This is a genomic window from Plesiocystis pacifica SIR-1 (assembly GCF_000170895.1).
Classification (GTDB): domain Bacteria; phylum Myxococcota_A; class Polyangia; order Nannocystales; family Nannocystaceae; genus Plesiocystis; species Plesiocystis pacifica.
In genome coordinates this window covers 1-23,304 of sequence record NZ_ABCS01000023.1, presented here as the reverse complement: position 1 = coordinate 23,304, position 23,304 = coordinate 1, and the positions used below count along the sequence as shown (strand labels likewise).

General features: G+C 71.4%; 16 protein-coding genes. 7 read left to right on the top strand and 9 right to left on the bottom strand.

The features are described 5' to 3' along the window. Positions 1-11 precede the first annotated feature (11 nt). From PPSIR1_RS14065 to PPSIR1_RS14055, 3 genes are read left to right on the top strand one after another with little or no spacing between them, the layout of a single operon-like run. Positions 12-1,883: a sigma 54-interacting transcriptional regulator gene (locus PPSIR1_RS14065; RefSeq protein WP_006971750.1), complete on the top strand. Its 1,872-nt coding sequence runs from the start codon at positions 12-14 to the stop codon at positions 1,881-1,883. Next, entirely contained in the window at positions 1,880-2,755 is an 876-nt protein-coding gene (locus tag PPSIR1_RS14060) for a hypothetical protein (protein WP_006971749.1), read from the top strand. The genes PPSIR1_RS14065 and PPSIR1_RS14060 overlap by 4 nt, the downstream gene beginning before the upstream one ends. Next, the gene (locus tag PPSIR1_RS14055; protein ID WP_006971748.1) at positions 2,752-4,983 is read left to right on the top strand and encodes a hypothetical protein; all 2,232 of its coding nucleotides are present in this window, start codon (positions 2,752-2,754) and stop codon (positions 4,981-4,983) included. The genes PPSIR1_RS14060 and PPSIR1_RS14055 overlap by 4 nt, the downstream gene beginning before the upstream one ends. A 278-nt stretch (positions 4,984-5,261) precedes the next feature. Here PPSIR1_RS14055 and PPSIR1_RS14050 read toward each other — a convergent pair whose 3' ends face one another. Next, positions 5,262-5,588, bottom strand: a complete 327-nt coding sequence (locus tag PPSIR1_RS14050; RefSeq protein ID WP_006971747.1) for a hypothetical protein — start codon at positions 5,586-5,588, stop codon at positions 5,262-5,264. Between the two features lie 14 nt (positions 5,589-5,602). Here PPSIR1_RS14050 and PPSIR1_RS42675 point away from each other — a divergent pair, with 14 nt between their 5' ends. Together PPSIR1_RS42675 and PPSIR1_RS14040 are read left to right on the top strand one after the other, a co-directional pair. After that, entirely contained in the window at positions 5,603-9,775 is a 4,173-nt protein-coding gene (locus PPSIR1_RS42675) for a DEAD/DEAH box helicase (RefSeq protein ID WP_006971746.1), read from the top strand. 7 nt (positions 9,776-9,782) lie between these two features. Then, positions 9,783-10,757 carry a M14 family metallopeptidase gene (locus tag PPSIR1_RS14040; protein WP_157595536.1) on the top strand — a complete coding sequence of 325 codons (975 nt, stop codon included), beginning with the start codon at positions 9,783-9,785 and terminating at the stop codon, positions 10,755-10,757. A 50-nt stretch (positions 10,758-10,807) separates the two neighbouring features. Here the strand turns inward: PPSIR1_RS14040 and PPSIR1_RS42670 are convergent, their stop codons facing one another. Beyond that, on the bottom strand, positions 10,808-12,673 hold the full coding sequence (locus PPSIR1_RS42670; protein WP_053335363.1) for a serine/threonine protein kinase: 1,866 nt from the start codon (positions 12,671-12,673) through the stop codon (positions 10,808-10,810). A 212-nt stretch (positions 12,674-12,885) separates the two neighbouring features. After that, positions 12,886-14,859 carry a serine/threonine-protein kinase gene (locus PPSIR1_RS42665; protein WP_006971743.1) on the bottom strand — a complete coding sequence of 658 codons (1,974 nt, stop codon included), beginning with the start codon at positions 14,857-14,859 and terminating at the stop codon, positions 12,886-12,888. 223 nt (positions 14,860-15,082) lie between these two features. On the opposite strand from PPSIR1_RS42665, the gene hutH reads away from it, so the two are divergent. Next, entirely contained in the window at positions 15,083-16,645 is a 1,563-nt protein-coding gene (hutH, locus tag PPSIR1_RS14025; RefSeq protein WP_006971742.1) for a histidine ammonia-lyase, read from the top strand. Here the strand turns inward: hutH and PPSIR1_RS14020 are convergent. Together PPSIR1_RS14020 and PPSIR1_RS14015 are read right to left on the bottom strand one after the other, a co-directional pair. Beyond that, a complete protein-coding gene (locus PPSIR1_RS14020) occupies positions 16,642-17,454 on the bottom strand; it encodes a hypothetical protein (RefSeq protein WP_006971741.1) in 813 nt (270 codons plus the stop codon). The genes hutH and PPSIR1_RS14020 overlap by 4 nt on opposite strands. Positions 17,455-17,498: 44 nt before the next feature. Beyond that, positions 17,499-18,611, bottom strand: a complete 1,113-nt coding sequence (locus tag PPSIR1_RS14015; RefSeq protein WP_006971740.1) for a mechanosensitive ion channel family protein — start codon at positions 18,609-18,611, stop codon at positions 17,499-17,501. A 173-nt stretch (positions 18,612-18,784) separates the two neighbouring features. On the opposite strand from PPSIR1_RS14015, the gene PPSIR1_RS14010 reads away from it, so the two are divergent. Beyond that, complete coding sequence (locus PPSIR1_RS14010; protein ID WP_006971739.1) at positions 18,785-19,372, top strand: NADPH-dependent FMN reductase; 588 nt, start codon at positions 18,785-18,787, stop codon at positions 19,370-19,372. A gap of 17 nt (positions 19,373-19,389) precedes the next feature. Here the strand turns inward: PPSIR1_RS14010 and PPSIR1_RS14005 are convergent, their stop codons facing one another. From PPSIR1_RS14005 to PPSIR1_RS13990, 4 genes are all read right to left on the bottom strand, one after another. Beyond that, complete coding sequence (locus PPSIR1_RS14005) at positions 19,390-19,989, bottom strand: hypothetical protein (RefSeq protein ID WP_157595535.1); 600 nt, start codon at positions 19,987-19,989, stop codon at positions 19,390-19,392. A gap of 77 nt (positions 19,990-20,066) precedes the next feature. Continuing rightward, positions 20,067-20,831 (bottom strand): SDR family NAD(P)-dependent oxidoreductase, encoded by a 765-nt coding sequence (locus tag PPSIR1_RS14000; RefSeq protein WP_006971737.1) that lies wholly within the window; start codon positions 20,829-20,831, stop codon positions 20,067-20,069. A gap of 34 nt (positions 20,832-20,865) precedes the next feature. Next, a complete protein-coding gene (locus tag PPSIR1_RS13995; protein ID WP_006971736.1) occupies positions 20,866-23,112 on the bottom strand; it encodes a caspase family protein in 2,247 nt (748 codons plus the stop codon). Further along, on the bottom strand, positions 23,109-23,304 hold a 196-nt coding region (locus tag PPSIR1_RS13990; protein ID WP_006971735.1), incomplete at its 5' end, for a hypothetical protein. The genes PPSIR1_RS13995 and PPSIR1_RS13990, both read right to left, overlap by 4 nt.

Here is a 23,304-nt window from a genome sequence, read left to right as displayed (position 1 = left end):
GGCCAGACTTCATGCCCCACCTCCGATACACCACCGGTGGCGAATCGATCCGCTACCCCCTGGTCCGCCGGCTGACCACCATCGGCTCGTCGAGCGACAGCGACATCCGCATCGTCGGCCCCGACGTCGCCCCCGTGCACGCGACCTTGACCCACGAGCCCGGCCGCTACCGGCTCGAGTCGACCTCGCGCTCGAACCCCTTTTTCGTCAACGGCAAGAAGAACCGCAGCCTCGACCTGCGCCACGGCGAGATCTTCGTCATCGGCGGCCTCGAGCTGACCTTCTCGACCCTCGACGAGCCCGAGCGCCGCGAGGCCCCGGAGCAAAAGACCGACGAGATCAGCCTGGTCGCGATGCGCCGGCTGCAGGACTTCTCGCGCCTGCTGTCCGAGCCCGCCGACCTCGACGGCCTGCTCGACGAGCTGATCGACCAGGTCGTCAGCCTGACCCGGGCGAGCAAGGGCTTTTTGGTGCTCGCGGGCGCCGGCGCCCCGCCGCCGGGCGAGGGAGAGGCCGAGGGCGAGGTCGACCCCCACCGCTACGAGATTCGCGTGGCCCGCAACCTCGCCCGCGAGGACGTCCCCGACCCCGAGGCGCTGCTCTCCGACGACATCATCCGCGAGGCGATCACCACCCAAAAGCCGCAGATCATCTCGGACGCCCTGCACGACACGCGCTTCCAAAACAGCCTCTCGGTCATCAACCTGAAGCTGTCGAGCGTGATGTGCGTGCCGCTCTTGGTCCGCGGCGAGCTCCTGGGCCTCATCTACGTCGGCAACAACGACGTCGTCGACCTGTTCACCGCCGCCCAGCTCGAGACCCTGCAGGTGTTCGCCTCCCAGGCCGCGCTCTTCCTCAAGAACGCGACCTTGCTCAACGAGCTGCGCGACGAGAAGACCGAGCTGGCCGACCGCCTCGAGCACGTCAAGTTCGGCTCGATCATCGGCTCGTGCCCCCAGATGATCGAGGTCTACAAGCGGGTCGACAAGGTCGCCAGCACCGACATCACCGTGCTGGTCACCGGCGAGACGGGCACCGGCAAGGAGCTCATCGCCCACGAGATCCACAACCGCTCGCCCCGGGCCAAGGGCCCCTTCGTGACGGTCAACTGCGGGGCCATCCCCGAGAACCTGATCGAGTCCGAGCTCTTCGGCCACGTCAAGGGCGCGTTCACGGGCGCCGTGGCCAACCAAGTCGGCAAGTTCCAGGCCGCCGACAAGGGCACCATCTTCCTCGACGAGATCGGCGAGATGCCCCTGGCCCTCCAGGTCAAGCTGCTGCGCGTGCTCCAGGAGCGGCAGATCCAGCGGGTCGGCGACGCCAAGACCGTGCCCATCGACGTGCGCGTGGTCGCGGCGACCAACCGCGACCTGCGCAAAGAGGTCGAGGCCAACAACTTCCGCGAGGACCTCTACTTCCGCCTCAACGTCATCGGCATCGAGCTCCCGCCCCTGCGCGAGCGCGGCAACGACGTGGTGCTCATCGCCCGCTACCTGGTCAACCGCTTCGCCGCCGACTTCGGCGGGCGCTTCGACAGCCAGACCTGCTTCGACGAGGGCGCGCTGCGGGCCATGCTCAAGTTCTCCTGGCCCGGCAACATCCGCCAGCTCGAGAACCACCTCAAAAAGGCCCTGGTGCTCGCCGAGGGCCCGAAGATCGGTGCCGCCGACCTCGACCTCGACGCCCCCGCCGGGGCCGAGTCGCCGGAGACCATCGTGCCGCTCTCGGAGGCCCGGGACCGCTGGCAGCGCGAGTACATCAACAAGGTGCTCGCGCTCAACGACGGCAACCGGACCAAGACCGCCCGCGACCTCGGGGTCGATCCGCGGACCATCTTCCGCCACCTCGAGAAGATGGAAAAAGAGAAGCGAGAGGGAAAATGAGCCGCGCCCGCCCTGCCCCGACCGCGCCCTCGTCCCCGCCGAGGGAACCTCGCCTGGGCCTGGCCCGTCTGGGCGCGCAGGTCGGCCTGGGCGCCCTCGTCGGGCTGGGCGCGGGCTGCATCGTCCCCGACACCTTCATCGACGTGCGCGTCGGCGGCCAAAACGAGCACGGCGTGCGCATCGTCGAGTCCATCCCCCTCGACGAGGCCGCGGCCGAGGCCTGCAACGCCGATCTCGAGTGCCCCATGCCCCGCGAGACGGGGCTGCCGGTCTACCTCGACCCCCGCGAGCCCGAGTACCAGTTTTGCATCTGCGGCGAGAACCAGATCGACGACAACCGCCTCAACCCCGTGACCCTCTACGCCGAGGACGCGGACCAGGACGAGGGCATGGCCCGGGACTCGCTCTACGCCGCCTTGCTCCTCGACTGGAGCCCGACCACGGGGGACTCGGCCTTCGACTACGTCGCCTACCGCAGCTACCTCGACCCGCGCTCGCCCGTCCCGCTGTTCTTCTCGCCCTACGAGACCCAGGTCATCCGCCGGCCCACGCCCTTTCAGCGCGCCATCCAGCTCAGCGACGTCGACGGCAGCAGCTTTGACCTGTGCAACGGCTCGGGCACGGAGCTGACCCCGGGCGTGCACACCCTGACCTTGCTGGTCACCGACCGCGACTGGTTCCAGACCGAGCCGACCATCGTCACCGGCGACACGGGCGACGAGAGCGGCGGCTTCGAGACCCTGGCCATCAAGCTCGAGGGCGTCCCCGACATCGCCGCTGGCGCGACCTACGACCTCGAGACCTACGTGTTCAGCTGCCTCGAGGTCGGCGAGGAGGGCTGCAACTGCGTCGACGTCGAGGAGAACCCGTGACCCGGCGGGCCGGGCTGCGTGGGGTCTCGCTGGCGCTGAGCCTCGTCGCTGGCGCGAGCTGCAACTCCATCGACACCGGCCCCACGGTCGAGTGCGTCAGCGATGCAGACTGCCTGATCGGGACGCTGTGCTCCGTCGAGCAGGGCAACATCTGCGTGCCCGAGGGCCTGCCCCCGCGCGCCGCCTTGGCCTTCGACATCGAAGAGGACAACGTCCGCGTCGAGCTCCAAGGCTGCGATCCCGAGGTCACCCGCGAGCTCGGCGGCTCGGAGCTGCGCGTGCAAAGGCGCGGGCAGATCATCGACGACTACGCGTTCCGCCCCGAGCGGGTCCGGGCCGTGGAGGACTGCTCGACGGCGGACTGCGCGGGCACCTGCGACGACGAGGCCCTGACCTGCACCGAGCCCCTCGACCTGAGCCTCGACCTGGGCTCCGACTCGCGCCTGGCCCTGACCCGGCTGACCCAGCCCAGCCAGAGCTACCTGACGACCCCCGACCCGCCCTTGCCCGAGGGCGAGCTGCCCTCCCCGCTCGAGTTTCGCTGGGCCAGCTACGACAGCACCCAAGTCACCGAGCACCCCGTCATCCGCATCGACGGCGGGCCCCTGGCCGAGTCGGACAACGCCCTGTTCCGCCGGGCCCTGCCCGAGGGCACGACCGTCCTCGACGAGGAGGGCGAGCCCGCGGACATCGTCGTCGCCGACGAGCTGCGCTGCCAGCGAGGCCTGATCAGCTCCGACGGCGTGCGCACGGTGTCCGGCCAGCCCGTCGCCGGGGCCGAGGTCGAGTTCACCTACGACGAGGCCGTCGCCGCCGACTCCACCGTGCTCGGGGGGCCCGGCTCGGCCTGCGACGCCAACGAGGACTGCTCGCCCGGCTGGGCCTGCGGCGAGCAGGGCCGCTGCGGCCTGGACCTCAGCGGGCTCTCGGCGGGCTCGACGGACACCCTGGAGGACGGCTCCTTCGGGCCCGCGTGGATGTACACCTACTGCGAGGGCGTCGAGTCTGCGGGCGACGACATCCTGGTCCGCGCGCTCCAGGTCCGGGTCAACCCCGTCGCCGAGAGCGGGCTGCCCACGACCCTCTACAGCCTCGAGCAAGAGTTCCCCGACCCGGCCACGCCCGGCGCCTCGCGCCTCCACCCGATGACCGGCAAGCTGTGCCTGCCGGACTGGGCCGGGCCCGAGCCCGTCGAGTTCGCCCTCGAGGGCGAGCCCGTCGAGCTGCTCGAGACCAGCCTGGGCAAGTACACCTGCTGCTCGACGGAGTGCCTGCCCTCCAACGACCCGGACGTCGAGCCCGCGCCGCCGCCCATGGTCTCGAGCTGCAGCGGCTTCGATCGCGTGCGCTTCGAGACGCGGTGGATCAACGACGTCGATCCGGAGGTCTGGGAGGCCGGCGAGTGCATGCCCTCCGCGGCCTTCTCCGACGGCTCCAACGGCCGCTACGTCCGCGACGTCAACACCTGCGAAGAGGGCCAGCCCTGCGTCGTCGCGCTGACCATCGGCGACGAGCTCGAGCCCGAGGCGCGGACCTACGTCTACTCGATCACGCAGCCGGTCGGCTCGGTGTTCCGCTCGATCACGGGGAGCTTCGAGTTCACCGCGGGCATGGACGCGCTGCCGACCTTCGAGCTGCTCCCGCGCGTGCTGTTGCGCGGACGCATCGCCTGCGCCGCGGGCACGCAGAACTGCTCGGCCGAGGGGGCGCTGTTTGCGGCTGAGCGCCTGCGCGTCGCCGAAGAGGACGATCCCCCGGGGCCCTACTTTTTCCAGGCCAGCGTCGACGCCCAGGGCAACTTCGTGCTGCCCATCGATCCAGGCATCTACGTGGTGACCGCATACCCCGCAGTCGGTCAGCCTGGCGGTCCCGCCCCCTTCGACGTCCTCGACCTGCGTGAGGACTCGCCCTTGCTCACCAACGTCGAGGGGGTGCCCAACGTCAGCCTCGCGGCGCCCTTCGAGCTCGACGACGGCCGCCTCGTCCGCGCCTTCCTGCGTGACTTCGACCTCTCGACCACGATCCGCCCCATCGACACGGGCTCGTGGCAGAGCCAGGGGGACGCCTTCCCCTACGATCTCAACGATCCCCAGACCTGCTACGGGCCGGCCCGTCGCGGCTGTCAGATCCGCAGCCTGCTGCGCCCGACGCAAGCGCCGCTGTCGCTGTCGATCACCCGCCGACTGCAGTTCACGACCCGCACCGCGGGCTCCGACAACTGCCCCTGAAGCGGCCGCGCTGAACGTCCGCGGAGCGTGTGAGCCCGGTCCCATGTGACCCCCATGGGGATCATGGGATCCGAGGGGGGCCGGTGCGAGTGCGGTTCACCGTGCCCGCGCGACGAACCCGCGGAACGCTGAGCACCTTGACCGGGCTTGGTGTTCCTGAAAGACTTCGCGCACTGACCGAGCCTCAATCAGCGAGTCGAAAGCGTACCTTCCGATGGATCCGCATAGCCGGAACGGTCTTCCTCATCGTCTACGCCCTCTGGGGCGTCGTCGCTGGGCTATGGCAGCTGCAACCAGGGCTGCCTTCCGATCGTGTCGACTGCGAGTACCGGGTGGAGCTCATGCGCGAGCAACTCGTGGCCCAGATGAACCAACCCCCGCGCCGCTCCTGGCTCGGGTCCGACCGACTCCGACGCAACGCCGACGACGAGGTCAACCATGAGGCTCTCGAAGATTTTGCCCACCTCCTCCGCGAAACCCACGCGGCCTGTGACGATGCGAGCCCCTCGGTGGCGCAGCAGCTCGAGCGAATTGACGACGTCTTCGCTCGACAGCGCGAACGCCTCGAGGACGACGCCGCAGCGCGTGCGCAGCTTCGCGCCCACGAAGGTTCCACTCGATGACCGAGCCCAACGGATCCGAGCCCACCTCGGACCAACCCACCTCCACCGATGACACCACCCCCTCCACGCCGACGACCGACGCCTCCACGGAGGGCGCTCAGGATAGCCCTGAGCCGCCCGCCGCGGATGATGGTGCCGTCGATGCAGTAGAGGCAGCCGAGGCTTCCACGCCCACGAAGGCCGTCGCAGACGCGCCCGAGTCGGCGGTTGCGACCGAGACCTCCGAGGCCGAGTCGACCTTCGCCACCGAGGTGGCGGAGCTCCCCGACGCACCGCCCCCCGCCCCCGAGCCGCCCGCGGCCGTGTCCGGCGAGATCGACACCGCCGAGGCGGACAGCCCCGAGGAGATGTCCGAGCGCTCCGAGGTCTCGGGCCACACCGAGGTCGACTCCGAGCTCGTCAGCGAGGCCGTGGCCGCGCCCGAAGGCGAGGACGCCGAGGAAGAGCCCGATCCCGCACCCGAGACCTGGGACGAGATGGCGCTCCCCGAGCACGTGCGCAACGCCGTCGACGCGGCCGGCTGGACGGCCCCGACCAAGGTCCAGGCGCGCACCTACGAGACGATGATCCAGGGCACCGACGTGCTCGTGCAGTCGCAGACCGGCAGCGGCAAGACCGGCGCCTTTTGCCTGCCCTGGCTCGCCAACCGCTTCCAGCCCGGCGACGCGGCCGAGACCGGCGTCCAGCTCATCGTCCTGCTCCCGACCCGCGAGCTCGCCAAGCAGGTCTGCAACGAGCTGGTGCGCCTGGCCATCGAGACCCCCGTGGACGTGCTCCCGGTCTACGGCGGCACGGCCATGAACCCCCAGCTCGACGCCCTCGCCCGGGGCGTGCACGCCGTCGTCGGCACCCCCGGCCGCGTCCTCGACCACATCCGCCGCAAGTCCCTGGACCTGTCCAAGGTCCGCACCGTCGTCCTCGACGAGTGCGACGAGATGCTGTCCATGGGCTTCCTCGAGGACATCCGCGCCATCTTGCGCGCCTGCCCCAAGGAGCGGCAGACCTGCCTGTTCTCGGCCACGGTGCCCCGCGACATCGCCCGCATCGCCCGTCGCGACATGCGCGAGCCGGAGCACATCGTGCTGTCCGGCGACGACATCGCGGCCGCCGAGATCTATCACGGCTTCTACTCCACCGGCGGCAGCATCAAGACCCGCGATCTGGTCGACATGATCATCGTCGAGGACCCCGCGGCCGCGATGGTGTTCTGCAACACCCGCGAGGAGACCCGCCTCGTCGCCAGCGTGCTGCAAAAGAACGGCTACTCCGCCCACGCGCTGTCGAGCGACCTGACCCAGGCCGCGCGCGAGCACGTCATGGGCCTGTTCCGTGACCGCAAGCTCCGCTTCCTCGTGGCCACGGACGTCGCCGCCCGGGGCATCGACGTCAGCCACGTCAGCCACGTCATCAACTACTCCTTCCCGGAGAACGCCGAGAACTACGTGCACCGCACGGGCCGGACCGGCCGCGCGGGCCGACCCGGCGTGGCCCTGAGCATCGTCTCGCCCCTCGAGATCGGTGCCTTCTACACGCTGACCCGGGCCTACAAGAGCATCCAGTTCACCGAGCGCAAGCTCCCGCCCAAGGACGAGCTCGCGGCCCGGCGCACCGAGGTCACCCTCGACCGCCTCAGCCACGACTTCCAAAAGCCGGTCTCGCCCGAGTGGCTGCTGCTCGCGCGCCGGCTGCTCGCCGACCCGCGCGGCGATCGTGTCGTCGCCTACCTGCTCAACGAGGCCGTCGAGGCCAAGGCCAAGCAGGACAAGGAGCGCGCCCGCGAGGACCGTGAGGACGGCGACGAGGGCGAGGGCAGCGAGGTCCTCGAGGACATGTACCGCGAGCGTCGGGATCGCCGGGGCGACCGCGACCGCGACCGTGACCTCCGCGGTCGCCGGGGCCGTCGTGAGGAGGGCGGGGACGACCGCGACGGGCGTCGCCGACGGGGTCGCCGCGACCGGGACGACCGGGACGACCGGAGCCGCGACCGCGACGACCGGAGCCGCGACCGGGACGACCGGGGCCGCGACCGGGGCGACCGGGGCCGCGACCGGGACGACCGGGGCCGCGACGAGCGTGCAGACGACCGCGACGGGCGTCGCCGACGGGGACGCCGCGACCGGGACGAGCGCGGGGACGACCGCGACGGACGTCGCCGCCGGAGCCGGCGCGACGAGCGTGAGACCGGCGAATCCTCGGAGATGAGCGTCGAGGCCCCCGCGCCCGAGGTTGCCGCCGAGGTCGCAGCAGACGCCAGCGCGGAGCTCGAGGCCCCGGCCCCCGCCGAGGCACCGGCCCCCGCCGAGGAGAGCGGCGAGCCGAAGCCCGAGGCCGCCGACGCGCCGGCCGAAGACGCCACGACCGACACCAGTGACGCGGACGCCTCCGAGGACGAGAGCGCGAGCGACGACGAGAACGCGAGTGACGACGAGGAGCGGCCCAAGAAGCGCCGTCGTCGCCGCCGCCGCCGTCGCAAGCCCAGCGCCGACGAAGACGGGGCGAGCAGCGAAGACGCGACCTCCCCGGGTGAGGCTGAGGGCGACGACGAGGCCGACGAGGGCGAAGCCGAGGAGGGATCCGAGGCTGACGCCGAGGCCGACGCGGACGGCGAAGCCGGAGAGGCCAAGCCCAAGAAGCGTCGTCGCCGTCGCCGTCGCCGTCGCGGCAAGTCCGATGCGGCCAACGCCGACGCACCCGCCAGCGAAGACGGCGAAGCCGAGAGCGCCGGCGAAGGTGAAGGCTCTGCCGACGACGAGGACTCCGACGAGACCGAAGCCGGCGAGGGCTCTGGCGGCCGTCGTCGTCGTCGTCGTCGCCGCCGGCGCGGCGGCGGGGGCAGCTCGAAGGCGGCCAAAGAGCCCGCCGTCGTCGAGGTCCCGCGCGTATCCCAGGACCAGATCATCATCGACATCGACGAGCAGGAGCTCGACGCGGTCCGCAACGAGTTCGGTGAGATCAACGAGTACGACGAGCTGACCCTCAAGGGTCGCCGCCGCGCCGTGCTCGACGAGCTCTCGGAGGAGGTCGAGGTCGAGGACCTGACAGACCGCGACGCGGAGGAGTCGGATGACGACGGCGACGACGACGGCGACGACGGCGACGACGAGGAGGAGGGCGAGGACTCCGAGGAGGTCGAGGTCGACGCGGACGCCGAGCAGCCTGCCGAGGGCGAAGTCAAAGCCCCCCCCCCTGCCCCCACGGACGCGACCCCGAGCGAGGGCGCCGAGGCTGGCGAGCCCGCTGCCGAAGCCCCCGCCGCGCCGACCGAGGCCCCCGCCGAGGCCGGCGGGGATGCCCCTGAAGCCGCAGAGGGCGACGCTGCCCCCGCTGGCGAAGCCGAGGCTGAGGCTGAAGCACCCAAGAAGAAGCGTCGCCGCCGTCGCCGACGCAAGAAGACGCCCCCGCCCCCGCCGGAGCTGACCTGCCCGCCGCACAAGGACTTCTGGGAGGTCTGGGCGTCCAAGTACTCCGCCGCGGACTTCGAGCGTGACGAGGACGCCCGCGACGAGGCCAACGACGACACGCCGAGCGAGGCAGACACCGGCCGCGAGCCCGCAGCCGCCGAGGATACGGCCGCGATCCCGAGCCTGCCCGATAGCTCCGGCGACGACACGCTGATCCAGGTCAGCCTGAACCTCGGGCGTCGCCACGGGCACAAGTCCGCGGACGTCCGCGCCCTGCTCAAGCGAACCACCGGGCTCCACGGCAAGGCCGTCCGCGACCTCACCGTGCGCGACGAGACCAGCCTGTTCCGCATGGAGACCGGCCTGTTCGAGACCGTCGCCGAGCGCCTGGCGGGCACGACCGTGGGCGAGGTCGCCCTCGCGCTGAGCTCCGTCGACGACGGGGACGCCCCGGCTCTCCGGGTCTCCGACGCCGATCTGCCTGCGCTCGCCGAGCTGGCTGGGGCTGTCGCCGCTGGCGAGGAGGCCCCTGCTGAAGCCGCGGCCCCTGCCCCGCCTGAAGCTCCCGCCGAAGCCGAGGCTCCCAACGAGCCCGAGGCTCCCGCCAAAGCCGAGGTCCCCGCCGAAGCCGAGGCTCCCGCCGAAGCCGAGGCTCCCGCCGAAGCCGAGGCTCCCAACGAGCCCGAGGCTCCCGCCGCTCCCTCCGAGGAGCCTGGTGAGCCCGAGGCCGGCTCCGACGCCGAGCCAGCCGCCGACGCGCCCGAGTGAGCGCACCGTGACGGACCTCGCCCCCTATCCGAGCCCCGAGGAACGCGAGCGCGAGCTCGATGGCCTCGTCGCTCGGCTCGAGGGGGCGGGGCACACCGCCAGCATCCACAACTACGGCGAGAGCGTCGCCGGACGCCCCCTACGCGCGGTCCGGGTCGCCTCCAAGCGCAACGAGGCCGCCGCGCGGACCGAGCCGGCCAAGGTCCTCGTGTGCGCCAATACCCACGGCCCCGAGTTCATCGGCAACCGCGTCGCCCACGGCCTGCTCGAGGCCCTGATCGCCGGTCAGCCCCAGGTCGCGGCGCTGCATGAGCGAGCCGAGCTGTGGGTCGCCCCCTGCCTCAACCCCGACGGCTACGCCCGCACCCACGCCCGCGGGGGCCAGGGCCAGCTCCGCGACCTGCGGCCCAACGAGCGCGGCGTGGACCTCAACCGCAACTGGCCGCTGCCTCCGGGCAGCCGTCGCCTGCCCATCCCGGGCGCAGGCTCGAGCCGCAGCGGGGACGCGACCTACCGCGGCCCCGAGCCCCTGAGCGAGCCCGAGACCGCGGCCCTCGACGCCCTCATGCACGAGCAGGGCTTTTGGGCCTGCGTGAACCTGCACAGCTTCATGGGCACCCTGTTCCCGGCCCGCGTCGAGGACCCAGCCAGCTTCCGGGTCTACCGCGAGCTGTGCGAGTCCTTCACCGACCGCCAGACGGTGCACCGCTACCGCCGCGTGGCCAGCCGGCGCTTTGACACCTACACGGGGGAGCAGGAGGACCACCAGCACCACAACCACCGCTGCTGGTCCGTGTGCGTCGAGTCCTTCCCGCTGCGCGCGAGCTTCCGCCAGCACCTGCGCGCGCCGAGCTTGTTTTGGCGCTTCAACCCTCGAGACCCCGAGCCCTGGGTCCGCAACGAGGTCCCCGCCGTGGCGACCTTCCTGGGTCGGGCCGCCGAGCGCTCGCGACCCGAGGTCCGCACGCTCCGGACAACATAAACGCGCCCAGAGCCAGGCTCGGGGCGCGTTCAGTCGCGGCTCAGCGCGCCTCAGTTCCCGAAGGGATCCTTGAGGTCCGGCGACAAGCGCGGGGGCGTCTTCTTCTTCGCGGGCTTGGTCTCTGGCTTCGGCGCCGGATCCGTCTTGGCCGGATCCGGTTTCTTGGCCGGCGTCTTCTTCGAGCTCTTCTTGGTCTTCTTCGTGGCCTTCTTGACCGGCTGAAGCACGATCTCGAACTTCTTGTCCCGCGTTGGGTACTTCTCGAGCACCTGAGACTCGTAGCCCTTGGCGACGATCAACACGTTGAGCGCCTGCTTGGACTTGGCCACGGGTACGCCGACGTAGTCCTTGGCGCCCTCGGCTTCGTCGCCGGGGTAGGTCATGCCGTAGATGGCGTTGTCGAGCGGATCGAGGATCTTGGCCTGGATGACCTCGCCGTCCGGATCCTTGGTCGTGATGAACAGGTTGACGGTCTCGACGCCCGTGAGCTCCTTGACCTTCTCGGGCTCGGGCTCCGGCTCGGGCTCCGGCTCGACCTCGGGATCCTCGGGCTGCTCGGCGACGGCCGCCGGCTCCTCCGTGGCCTGCTGGGCCTGGGCGTCCTCGGTCTTTTGTTTGTCCTTGCCGCCGAAGGCCAGGAAGCCTCCGATGCCCGCAGCGGCCAAGACCAAGCCGCCGATGACCCCGATGTAGAGGCCCTTGTTCGAGGACTGCGGCTCCTCGTAGGCGCCAGCCACGGGCGGGACCGTGCCGGCGACGCCGGCCATGGTCTGGCGACCGCCGGTGAACGCCATCTCGCCCGTGGACGGGCGCGCGATGTTCTCGGCGACGACGGCCACCGCCCCCGCGCCCGAGCCCACCGCCTCGATGGCCGCGGCCATCTCGGTCATGTCGGCGAAGCGCAGCTCGCGATCTTTTTGCATCGCCTTGAGGATGATCGCCTCGACCTCCTCGGGGATGTTGGCCTCCGGGACCAGGGACGAGGGCGCCTCGGGCACCTCGAACATGTGCTTGGTCAGGATGCCCATGAAGGTGTCGGCCGTGAACGGCACGCGCCCCGTGAGCAGCTCGTACATGATCACGCCGCAGGCGTAGACGTCGACGCGGTGGTCCGGCTTGGCGCCCTGGGCCTGCTCCGGCGACATGTACTCGGGGGTGCCGAAGATCATGCCGGTCCGCGTGAGCCCCTTGCCCTCGCTGCCCTCGTCGGAGGTGACCTTGGCGATGCCGAAGTCGAGGACCTTGATGAAGTCCTCGTTCTTGCCCCGCTTGATGCGGTAGCAGTTCTCCGGCTTCATGTCGCGGTGGATGATGCCCGCGTCGTGGGCCGCCGCGAGGGCGCGGCAGATCTGCAGCATGATCGGCTTGACCCGCGCCCACGGGATCTGGCCCTGGTCCTTGACGGTGTCCGAGAGGTCCTCGCCGTCGAGGAACTCCATGATGAAGAACACCGAGCCGTTGGGCGTGTCGCCAAAGTCGGTGATCTCGACGACGTTCTCCTGGGGGATCATCGAGGCCGCGCGGGCCTCCTGCAGGAAGCGCTCGCGCAGGTCTTCCTTGTGGGCGAATTCCTGGGACAGGACCTTGACGGCGAAGCGCTTTTTGATGGTCTTGTGCTCGCCGAGGTAGACCGTGCCCATGCCGCCTTCGCCGAGGCGCTTGATGATCTCGTAGCGGCCCAGGAGGGTCTGGCCGACGAGGTCCTCTGACAGCGCAGCGCTGGGGGCTGTCGCGACGACCTCGGGGACGGGGTCCCCTGCGCCAGCGATCATGGTGCCTCCACCACCCGCAGCCGCGGCCACGGCTGGCGGGCCGCCGGCGACGACGGTCGCGCTTCCGCCCTTGGGCGGCGGCGGCGGGGAGGAGGAGCTGGCGACCATCGTCCCACCGCTCTTGTTCACGTTCGATTCAGCCATGAGTCCTTCGTCGCTTCGAAGTCGGGTCAGCGTACCGCATTTTCTGCTCGGGGGCGCCCCTGGGACCGTCTCCCGATCCGGGCCTTCGTTCACCCCAGGACGCTGCAAAGACGCGACGGCTTTCGCCCTCGGCCTGGGAGCAATGAGACGCGCGAGCTCGAAGTTTCACTCAGCGGCCGAACGCCCGAGGCCGTGAGTCGCGCTGGCTCGCTCTAGCTCGGGGTGGGCCCGGGCTGCCCCGCTACCCGATCGGAGGAGATCCGCGGGGGCATCCCCTCGAGCATCCCCGTCGGCTCGCCCTCTCGGGCCTCGCGCCGTTCGAACCAGCGCACGAAGGCGACGGTCAACAACGAGGCGAACAGCGCAGCACACAGCGCGAGCACGATCATCGGCGCGATGGCACGCAGGCCACTGGGCGCTGGGGCGGCCTCGGCCGCGCGCTCATCCTCACTCTGAACGCGGTTGGCCACGGGCTCGGCGTTGACGATGCGAGCGGGGCGCTGACCCGTGATGGTCTCGACGCCCTGGACGATCACGCTCGGACGCCGGGGTCGACCGGGCTGCGCGTCGGGGGTCGGGCTCCAGCGCTTGTCGTGATCGATGTCCGAGCCGAACACGTCGCGGGCGGTGAAGTCCCCCGTGGCCGAGCCGACGTCTTGCTCCACGCCCGCGCTCGGATGCGCGCTGGACACAGCTCCGGAACCGATCACGATGGTCGAACGCCGCGGTCGGCGCCCGCTCGTGGCGGGCGCGTTGGCTTCCGCGCCCGGCGGAGGACTTGGATTGCTCGGTCCAGCAGTAGACCGAGGCGCGGGCGCGGACGAAGGCCGGCGGCGAGGCGTCGGCGGCCGGGGCCCGAGATCCCGCTCGGCCGCCGCCTCGAGCAGCTCGATGGCGTCGAGGGCGTTCGCGGGTCGGTTGCGCCGATCTTTGGCCAGTAGCTGGCTGACCACGCCCTCGAGGGTCGGGTACTCGGCCATGCGCGCGTCGATGACCCGAAGGCTCGGCGCCGCCTCGAAGGCCTGCTTGGTCAGCGTGCCCACCTGCGAGTCCGAGGTCAGCGGGACCTGGCCGCTGAGCGCCTCGAACAACACCACGCCGAGGGCGTAGAGGTCCGAGCGTCCGTCGAGATCCTCGCCCCGGGCCTGCTCCGGCGACATGTACTCCGGCGTGCCGAGCACGGAGCCGACCTTGGTCAGGCGCTGCTTCCTCGAGGGGTCGAGGGCGACGCCAAAGTCGAGGATCTTGATGCGCTCCGGGGCCTGCTCCGTCGCCTGGGTCAGGAACACGTTGTCGGGCTTGAGGTCGCGGTGGACGATGCCCGCCTTGTGGATCGCCGAAAGCCCCTGGGCGATCTCGCAGCCAATGTCGATGGCGCGCCCGACCTCCATGGGCCCGCGGGTGCGGATCTCCCGGGCCAGGGTGCGCCCCGAGAGGTACTCCATCACGAAGTAGGGGCTGCCCTGGGGGGTCTCGCCGATGTCGATGATGTCGATGACGTTGGGGTGCTCGAGGGTCGAGGCGACCCGCGCCTCCGCGGTGAAGCGCATGGCCAGGTCGAGCTTGGCGGCGAAGCGACGGCGCAGCACCTTGACCGCGATGGGCCGCCCGATGTGCACGTGCGTCGCCTTGTAGACCACCCCCATGCCGCCCGCGCCGATCAGCGAGTCGATCCGGTAGCGCTCGCCGAGCACGATGCCGGTCAGCGGTTCCTCGGCCTTGTCGCTGTCGAGGGGCGGATCGGAGTTGACCGGGGCGGCCAGCCACCGCGCCCGCGAGGCCGAAGTCGAGGACGGCTCGCGGCGTGGGCCGGAGCCCTCTCGCGCTCGGGGGCTCGCCGCGGCCTCGCCCCCGCCCCCGCTCGGTAACCAGCGCGCCGAGGAGGCCCCAGCCGCGGCCTGGGGTTGGGAAGAGGGCCGCGCCGCTGGTTGCGGGACAGGCTCGGAGCTCGGCGCCTGGGTGGTGGCCTGGGCGGTGACCGCCCCCTCCTGCGCGCCATCGCTCCCGGGCAAGGTGCTCGTCTCGGCCTCGACGGGCTCGTCCCCACCCTCGCTCCCGTCCCCGCCCCCGGGAGGACGGAATACGAAGGATGCCGGCGGCGACTCGTCCTGGAGGACGGCGCCGTCCATCGGACAGTAGCCCGCGCCGTCGTCGTAGCGAGCCCCGCACTGCGGGCAGACGCGCATTCGCTGCCAGCGTAAACGGGCCTTGGGCGGGCGGTCAACGCGGTCCGCTCCCGCCGACGAGCCCCCTGACTGACCGCCCACTCCACCTCGTGGGAACACGAGCGCCCCCGCGCAGCGGCCCACTCTGGGACCGCCGGATTGCGCACACCCGCCAGGGCAAGAACTGAAAGCCATGTGAGCTCGCCCGGCTTTTCACCCAAGAGCGCCGTGCTATTTCGCCCGAATGAACCAGGCTTCCGCCTCGACCCCCGTCACCGTCGGCCGGCACATCGACCTCCACGAGGTCCACCGGGTCGCGCGTTTGGGCGCCGAGGTGGCCCTGTCCGAGAGCGCCGGTGCCGAGCTCGGCCAGACCCGAGCCCTGCTCGAGCGCTCCCTCGCCGAGGGCGCGACCATCTACGGCGTCAACACGGGCTTCGGCGCCCTGTCCGAGACCAAGATCCCCGCGGACAAGCTCGGCGAGCTCCAGCGCAACCTGCTGCGGAGCCACGCCGTCGGCGTGGGCCCGCTGTTCGAGGCCGACGTGGTCCGGGCGCTGCTCATGCTCCGCGCGCACACCCTCGCGCTCGGGGCCTCGGGCGTGCGTCCGGCCGTCCCCGAGGCCCTGCTCGCCCTGCTGAGCGCGGGCTTGCTGCCCGTCGTCCCCCGCCAGGGCAGCGTCGGCGCGAGCGGAGACCTGGCCCCCCTCGCCCACCTCGCGCTCCCGGTCATCGGCGAGGGTGAGGTCCTGTGGCAGGGCGCGCGCATGCCCGCCAGCGAGGGCCTGCGCGCCGCTGGCCTCGAGCCCCTCGAGCTCGAGGCCAAGGAGGGCCTGAGCCTCATCAACGGCACCCAGGTGACCACCGCGGTCACGGCCCTGGCCATGCACGACGCCCGGGAGCTGCTGCTCGCCGCCGACATCATCGGCGCCATGAGCCTCGACGCGATGCTCGGGACCACGCGGATCTGCGACCCGCGGATCCACGCCGGCAAGCCCCACCCGGGCCAGCGACGCAGCGCGGAGCTCATCGCCGGGCTCATCGAAGGCTCGGCCCTCAACCAGTCCCACGTCGACTGCGGCCGGGTCCAGGACGCCTACTCGCTGCGCTGCATGCCCCAGGTCCACGGGGCCGCGCGCTCGGCCATCCACTACGTCGCCGAGACCGTCGAGATCGAGCTCAACAGCTTCACCGACAACCCCCTCGTGCTCTTGCGCGACGAGCCCGACGCCAACGGCGAGCTGGGCTTCGACGTGCTCAGCGGGGGCAACTTCCACGCCGGCACCGTCGCGCTCCCGGCCGACCACGCGACCGCGGCGCTGACGACCCTGGCGACCATCAGCGAGCGTCGCCTCGATCGCCTGTGCAACCCCGACAGCTCCCGCGGCCTGCCCCCCTTCCTGGCCGCCGACGCCGGGCTCGAGAGCGGCTTCATGATGGCCCAGGTCACCGCCGCCGCCCTGGCCAGCGAGAGCAAGGCGATGTCCTTCCCCGCCTGCGTCGACACGATCCCGACCTCCGCGGGCAAGGAGGACCACGTCAGCATGGGCCCCATCGCCGCGCGCAAGCTCGAGGCCGTCGTCGCCAACCTCGCCAGGGTGTTCGCCATCGAGGCCGCCACGGCCGCCCGCGCCCTCGACCTGCGCGAGCACCCGACCAGCGAGCGCCTCCAGGCCGCCCACGCCGTCATCCGCGAGTACGTCGCCCCCTTCACCGGCGACCGCAGCATGGCCAACGAGTTCGAGGCCCTCGCCGGGGCCATCGTCCGCGGCGAGCTGCGCCAGGCCGCCGACGTGGCCCTGCGCTAGTCGGACTCCCGCGCGCCGACGGGGCCGTAGCAAAACACGCCCGCGCTCTCGCACAGCCTCGCCGGCCGCGGCTCGCCCCCCGGCCTGCACGCGTGCCGCTTCATCATGCTCGCGAAGCGCTCTCGCGTCTCTTCGTAGCCCCGCTCGACGAACTCGGAGCCCAAGGTCGCGTCGTCGGAGGCGATGTGAGCCGCGCGCACGCGCCAGCCGTCCTCGCTGGGCTCGAAGATCACCCCTCGGGCCACGTGGTACTCGCTCAGGCTCGAGGAGCAGCACAGGTTCCCGTCGCAGCGGAGGTTCAGCAGGCCCTGGATCTCCCCCGGGGCCCCGAACTCGCCGCCGCTCAGCGTGTCGTAAAAGGCGTCGCTCAGCCCTCGGGCCGTGACCTTCGCAGGCTCTCCGCAGTAGACCTCGCTGGTCGGGAGGGCCCCCGGCTCGTCCCCGATGCCGTCGTCGAGGTGACCATGGGCGCGCATCAGCCCGCGCTCGCTCGGCGCGATCAGGCTCGGGTCGTAGATCCAGCGCAAAAAGAGCTCGCGCAGCGCCTCGCCTTCTTCCTCGCTCAGCTCGACGCGCAGGTCGTCCGAGACGGTCTCGCTGAGCTTGGGGGTGACGTCCGGGCAGCTGCCAGCGGAAACGAAGACCCCCGGCGGGGGCGCTTCGGCGCGTACCCGCTGCGTCGTCGGCTCCCGCGAGGCTTCGGGGGCTCGCGCCGCCGCAGAGTCCGGCGTCGCAACCCGGGGGGAGCACGCTGCGAGTGAGGCTGCAGCGGCCAGGACGATCGATGAGCGGCTCAGAGCGTGCTGCATGGGCGTGTCGACGACGCCCGTGGGCGCGCGCCTATTTCACGGCCTCACAGCGGCAGCTGGCGCCCCATCGACTCCGGGGCCTGCGTGGGCTCCGGCAGCGACTCGACGTAGATGCTCTGGCTCGGGAACGCGAAGCTCAGGCCCAGGGCCTCGATGCGGCGCATGAACTCGAGCAGGATGTCCTCGCGGATCTGCATGTACTCGTCCCAGCGCGTGGTCAGGGTGAAGGCGTAGACGAAGATGTCCAGGCTGCTCGCCCCGAAGTTGGTGAAGTTGACCAGCTTGAAGTCCTGGGAGATGCGCTCGTCGGTGTCGAGGACCTCGCGGATGGCCCGGACCGCGGCCTGGATCTGCGCCGGGCTGGCGTCGTAGGTCAGCCCGATCGTCAGCTTGATCCGACGCTTGCGCATGCGCGACCAGTTGTTGATCGCGGTGGTCGTCAGCTGCGAGTTGGGCACGGTGATCAGCGAGTTGGCGAAGGTCCGGATCCGCGTCACCCGCAGGCCCACGGCCTCGACGGTGCCCTCCTGGGCGCCGATCTCGACCCAGTCGCCGACCTGGAAGGGTCGGTCGACGAAGATCACGATCGAGCCGAACAGGTTGGCGATGGTGTCCTTGGACGCGAGCGCGATCGCGGCGCCGCCGATGCCCAGGCCGGCGAGCAGCGAGCCCACGGCGTAGCCCATGTTCTGCAAGAACAAGACGATGCCGAGGATCACGATGCTCAGCGTCGCCAGGGTCCGGACCACGGGGACCAGCTGATCGTCGAAGGTGCCCTCGGTCTCCTCGGCGCGCTGCGACCAGATCGCCGTCCAGCCCCGGGCCAGGCGCACGCCGAACCACATCGCAAAGGGCAGCTGCGTGGCCATGAAGGTCGTGCTCTGCAGGCCCTTGACCACGGCCTGCCCCGTCAGCATCAGGTAGGCGACCCACACCGCGGTGACGAAGATGGACAGGCGCAGCGGCCCGTCGAAGGCGTCGAGCACCGCGCCGCGCCAGCTCTCCTCCTTGGCCTCGGTCAGCTTCGCGGCCCGCCGGGCGATCAGCCGGCCGACGACCCACGCGATGAACGAGCCAGCCAGGAGCACGCCGAGGATGGCGGCGAGATCGCCGACGGTCAGGGCGGCGTAGATCGTGGTTGCGAGAAAGTCGGCCATCGGGGGCTCCGGCGGCTTGAGCTACCCGATCTGCCCCCACAGCTCAAGGCAGCGCGCGCTGGCGCCCGGTACACGACGTTCGGCTCGGGGGACGGGCCCCGCAGGACCACCAGCCCCGCGACCCCACCCGGGGGACCGTTGCCAGGGCGCGAGCCCGCGGCTACACCACCGCCATGCCCAAGATTCTCGCGGTCTGTGGCTCGAGCCGCAAAGACCTCCGACTCGAGTCCCTCGTGGCCCTCGCTGGCGCGGCCGCCGAGTCCGCTGGTGCCGAAGTCCGCACCCTCCACCTCGACCGCCTCGAGCTCCCCGTGATGGTGTTCGGCGACGAGGCCCAGGGCAGCCTCGCCTCGGTCCGGGAGGTCCGCGAGAGCGCGGCGTGGGCCGACGGCTTCATCCTCGGCACGCCCGAGTACCACGGCAGCATGAGCGGCGCGCTCAAGAACTGGTTCGACTACCTCTACCCGGAGCTCGCCGGCAAGTTCGCAGGCGTGCTCGCCACGACCGGCGGCGGCACCGGGGACATGTCGATCACCGCGGTCAAGACCTGCTTCCAGTGGTGCCACGGCTTCGTCCTGCCCTTCCACGCCTGCGCCAGCCGGGCCGCCTACGTCGACGGCGAGCTCGCGGACGACAAGATCCGCGAACGGGTCGAGCGCATCGGCCACGACGTCGCCCGCTACGCGGCCGCGATCGGCCAGGCCTTCGAGACCGCCCGGGGCTGCGAAGGCGTCGCCGCGGGCGTCGCTGGGCTTCACTGAGAGGGCCTCAACCCAGCTCAACCCAGCGGTCGGGGCGGGCGAGCCAGGTGCTCGCTGCGCTCGACGAGCATCTGCACGCTGGCGAGGTGACGCTCGACGAGGGCCTCGAGGTAGGTCGCGTTCGAGGCGAACACGCTCGCGGCCTCGCCGGTCAGCACGCGCAGATCGTGGTCGAGGCAGGCCTCGAACTCGAACAGGTCCCAGCGCTCGTCGGGGGACACGTAGAGCCAGCCGCCGAGCTCGATGGCCGCCTCGCGCAGGCACTTGCTGCTCCACACCAGCACGGACAGGCGCACGGAGAACACCCGCGGCTCCTCGCCGCGCTCACCGTCGAGGGCCCAGCGCAGCATCAGCAACAGCATCTGCGCCCGGCGCAGGGCGTTGATCGCCGTTCGCCAGCGGACCAGCTCCGTGGCCACGGTGTCGCTGTCGAGGACCGCCGCGCGCAGCCCCGCGAAGCCGCCCGCGCGCAGCTGATCCCAACGCACCCGGACGAGCTCCCGCCCCCCGGCCAGGCCACAGGCGCCGCACTCCCACGCCTCGCCGCCGGGCGACAAAAACTCGAGCAGGTCCGATCCACACGCACGGCACCGCTTGCGTTTGGGGATGATGCGCACCGAAACCAGAGCCTATCAGGGGACTCCCCTCGACGCCGCTGCCCTCCCCCGGCCTGGCTGGACCGCCGAGAACGGGTTTAGAACCCGATCTTGCGCATGACGAAGCGGGGCAGGCTCCGGATGACCAGCAAGATCCAGCGCCAGATCCACGGCGCGTAGACGACCGGCGTCCCTCGGTCGATGGCCCGGAGCACCCGCGCGGCGACCGCGTCCGGCTCGCCGGCGAAGGGGGGCGGTTTCAGCCCCGCGGTCATCCCGGTCTTCACGAAGCCCGGCTTGACGCACACGGTCTCGAGGCCCTCGCCGCGGAACTTGTGGTCGAGGCCCTCGAGGTAGGCCGAGAGCCCCGCCTTGCTCGCGCCGTAGATCACCACGGGCTTGCGCCCGCGATCGCCCGCGACCGAGCTGAACACGCACAGCGTCCCGCCGCCGCGGGCGAGCAGGCGAACCCGGGCCTGCTCGCAAAAGCCGACGGTGTTGGCGAAGTTGAGGGTCACGACCTGGAGCGCGCGATCAAAGTCGGCCTCGAGCTGCTCTTGGGTCCCGAACGCGCCTGCGGTGACGACGACGCAGTCGATCTCGCCGAGGGCCTCGATGGCCGCGTCGAGGGCCGGGCCAAAGCTGCTCGGATCGGCCAGATCGCAGGGCGCGGTCGAGACGCTCGCGCTGGCGTCGGGCGAGCGCTGCTGCAGATCGCTGGCCGAGGCCGCGAGCTCGTCGGGCGAGCGACCCAGGAGCACCAGACGATCGCCGCGCGCCGCCATCTGCCGGGCCAGGGCCCGCCCCATGCCCTTGGTCGCGCCCAAGAAAGCCACCCGCCGCGTCTGCTCGCCCCTGCTCATGTCCGGGGGTGTTAGCGCGGCTTTGGGGCCGGGGTCAAAACTCGAAGCCGACGGCGAATCCGGGCCAGTAGTCGATGCGCGTCCCGGGGCTGGCCGTCGGGTTGGTGGTGCTCGCGGGCGTGGTCAGCACCGTGTTGGACCAGCCGTAGCCCGGGCGAAAGTCCCCCTGCCCCTCCGCGGAGGCCGGGCCGATCATCAGGTTGAGGGTCGGGGCCGCCCAGATCGCGAAGTGCCGCGCGGGCCGGAAGGCGACGCTCAGGCGCAGCGTGTCCAGGAAGTAGACCGACTCCGGTGAGCCCTCGAGGCCGGCGAACACCGCCCCGACGGCGTTGTCGAGCTCCACGGACACCCACCGGCGCCACAGCAAGGGGCCGCCGAAGCCCATGGCCACGCTCCACGACTGCGATCGCTGGGCCGCGGGATCGGTCGCCGCGTCGTCCCCGAGGGGGTGCACGCCGGCGCCGAAGAAGGTGTAGCTCTTGCGCGCGCGCAGGCGCAGGGCGAGGTTCACCACCTGGGTGTCGCTGGTGTAGACGTCGAGCCACACCCCGCCCTTTTTGGTGTAGGGGATGAGGCCCAGGGACACGTCGGCTTCGTCGGCGTAGTTGATGAGGCCGATCTGCACGCCCTCGTGCTCGCCGCGGGTCACGTTGACCAGCCCGCCCTGCAGGCCCGTCCCCTGCCCCGCCACGGACACCAGCCCGACCTGCACGCCCCGGACCTCCCCGGCGTAGCTGACCAGCCCGGCCTGGACCCCGTCGACGCGCTCGGTGGCCACGCTGACCGTGCCCTCTTGCAGCCCCCGGATCACCTGGGCCTGGGTGTAGCCCAGCGCGACCTGGGCCCCCGTGAGCTCGCCGGCCACCGCCGCGCCCACGCCCGCTTGCAGCCCGTAGCTCGGCTCGCGGGTCCGGGCCATGCCCAGCGCCGCTTGCATGCCCTGGACCACGGCCACGTCGGTCACGCCCACGGACAGCGAGAGGTTGTTGCGGATCGGGCCCTCGAAGGCCGCGTTGAGCTCGCTCTTGGGTCCCGCGCCGAGGTTGAAGGGCACGTGGGTCTTGGGCCCGCTCTGGCCCTCGCGGCCGAAGAAGCCCGAGCCTCGGGAGCGCGTGCCCTCGACGGGGATGTCCTCGACGCCCTCGAGGGCGAGCTCTCCGGGCCGACCGGCGCGCACGGACACCTCCGCGCGGCTCAGGGTCTGGCCGTCGTCGATGGTCACCGAGTAGTCCCCCGGCTCGAGGGCGAGGGTCAGCGCGGCGCTGCCCCGGGCCTTGAACAGCTCCGCGGCCAGCTTGCCCCGGCGATCGCGGACGTAGATGCGGCCGTGGACCGGCGCGGCGATCTCGAGGCGAGCCGTGGTCGTGCGCAGGTCGGTCATGACCAGGTCGCCGGTGCCCGCGAGCTCGATGTCGTAGGCGGCGTGCTGCGGCCCGCCCGCGGTGGTCTCCGTGCGCGCGAGGGTCTCGTCGAAGGCGAAGCGGTAGGCCTCGTCGAGGGTCACCCGGCGATCGCCGTCGGCGTCCGCGGCCCCGCGCAGGCCCGTGACTAGGAAGTGAGTGAAGAAGGAGCCGCCGATGCGGTCGCTCTCCTGGGCCGCCTCGTCGGCGGAGCTCGAGGTCAGGTAGGCGTGGCCCTGGACCTCGGCCACGGTCCCGACCAAAAAGGGCGCCCGCTTGCGACCGCCCTTGAAGCGGGTGAAGGCGCCGCTCGAGCACGAGTCGAGCACGCCGATGCGCACGTCCGCCGGCACCCGATCGATGGCCGCGCGCAGGGACTTGTAGTCGACGTGCACGCCCCCGAGCAGCAGCCCGGTCTCGTCGCTGTGGCCCGAGTAGTAGAACACGAACTGGACCCGCTCCCCGGCGCGGCGGCTGGCCGCGATGCGCTCGGCGATGGCCTGAAAACCCCGCTCGAGGTCCGCCGCGGTCGGGTCTTCGAGGATGATCCGGTCGCTCGACGCCAGCCCGCCGAGGTCGGACAGCGCCTTGGCCATGGCCTGGACGTCGCTGACGGCGTAGAGCAGGCGCTCGCGCTCGACCCCGCCGTCGTTGGCCCCGACGAACAGGGCGTAGCGGCGCACGGAGGCGTCCGAGTCCGCCTGGAGGGAGTCCGCCAGCGTGTCCTCGACGGCGTCCTGGACCAGCCCTGGTTGGCCCGCGCGGGCGAGCTGCGGGGCCCCGAGGGAGACGACCGCGACGACCGCCGAAACGACGCCCAGCCCCGCCCCCGTGAGAGAGGCGAAGCTCGGACGTCGAACACGCGCGCGTGTGCGGGTCATAATTGCGGACCTCCGGCGGGCGCGAGGGCGCCCTGCCCTTTCTCGAGCAACAGGTCTTCTTGTTGCCAGCCTTCGCCCGCGAGCCCCAGCTCGGCCGTGCGCGCGTCGGGGCTACCGGCGAGGACCTCGGCGGCCTTCAGGACCTCGGCGACGCTGGGCGCCTCGCCGTCGCGGGTGACGATGAAAAAGCGC